The 708-nt window shown below is 58.1% G+C and carries 2 tRNA genes and 1 rRNA gene; all 3 read left to right on the top strand.

From position 1 onward, the window contains the following. Positions 1-104 (top strand): 16S ribosomal RNA (locus tag LK535_RS16715); the annotation flags it as partial. Between the two features lie 251 nt (positions 105-355). Beyond that, a tRNA-Ile gene (locus LK535_RS16710) sits at positions 356-432 on the top strand. A 55-nt stretch (positions 433-487) separates the two neighbouring features. Then, a tRNA-Ala gene (locus LK535_RS16705) sits at positions 488-563 on the top strand. The last annotated feature ends 145 nt before the right edge of the window (positions 564-708 follow it).

Below are 708 nucleotides of genomic sequence, written 5' to 3'. Positions count from 1 at the left end.
TCGCGCTAACCGCAAGGAGGCAGGCGACCACGGTGGGTTTAGCGACTGGGGTGAAGTCGTAACAAGGTAGCCGTAGGGGAACCTGCGGCTGGATCACCTCCTTTCTAAGGATATCGGCGGAAAGCGCCGCGGTCTTCGGACCGTGGAAGAGCTTCCTCCATTCCAAAGAACATTAGCCGCCGTCCTCATGTCCCTTCATCCTAGGAAGTTCGCAAGACGAACCAGCGCAAGCTGGGGCGCATGCGAACGAGTACGGCCAGCGCTGCGAAGCGCGCCATGGGTTCCCATCAAAGTAGTACTTTGATGGGGTCCCTTGAAGGCGCAGCTTCGCTGCGACTGACGGCGCAGCGGGTGCGGGCCGGTAGCTCAGGTGGTTAGAGCGCACGCCTGATAAGCGTGAGGTCGTAGGTTCAACTCCTACTCGGCCCACCACTGCGTGAACGAAGCTTGATGGCAACATCGCTTCGATTTGCCGGATGTGCGTTACGGGGCCTTAGCTCAGCTGGGAGAGCGGTTGCTTTGCAAGCATCAGGTCATCGGTTCGATCCCGATAGGCTCCACCACGCTTTGACGTTTCCTAGAGATGAAGACACGAGATCCTCATGGGCGACCATGAGGTTAAGGCCGCGACGGCCTTCTTTGACATTGTGAATGGGTTCTTAAAATCGATGCCGTGGCGGTATGGGTTTGGAACGACGAGGATCGCGA

The organism is Sphingomonas sp. IC4-52 (assembly GCF_020707225.1).
Lineage (GTDB): Bacteria > Pseudomonadota > Alphaproteobacteria > Sphingomonadales > Sphingomonadaceae > Sphingomonas.
The sequence above is the reverse complement of the archived record's forward strand: the minus strand, read 5'-3'. Positions and strand labels throughout refer to the sequence as shown.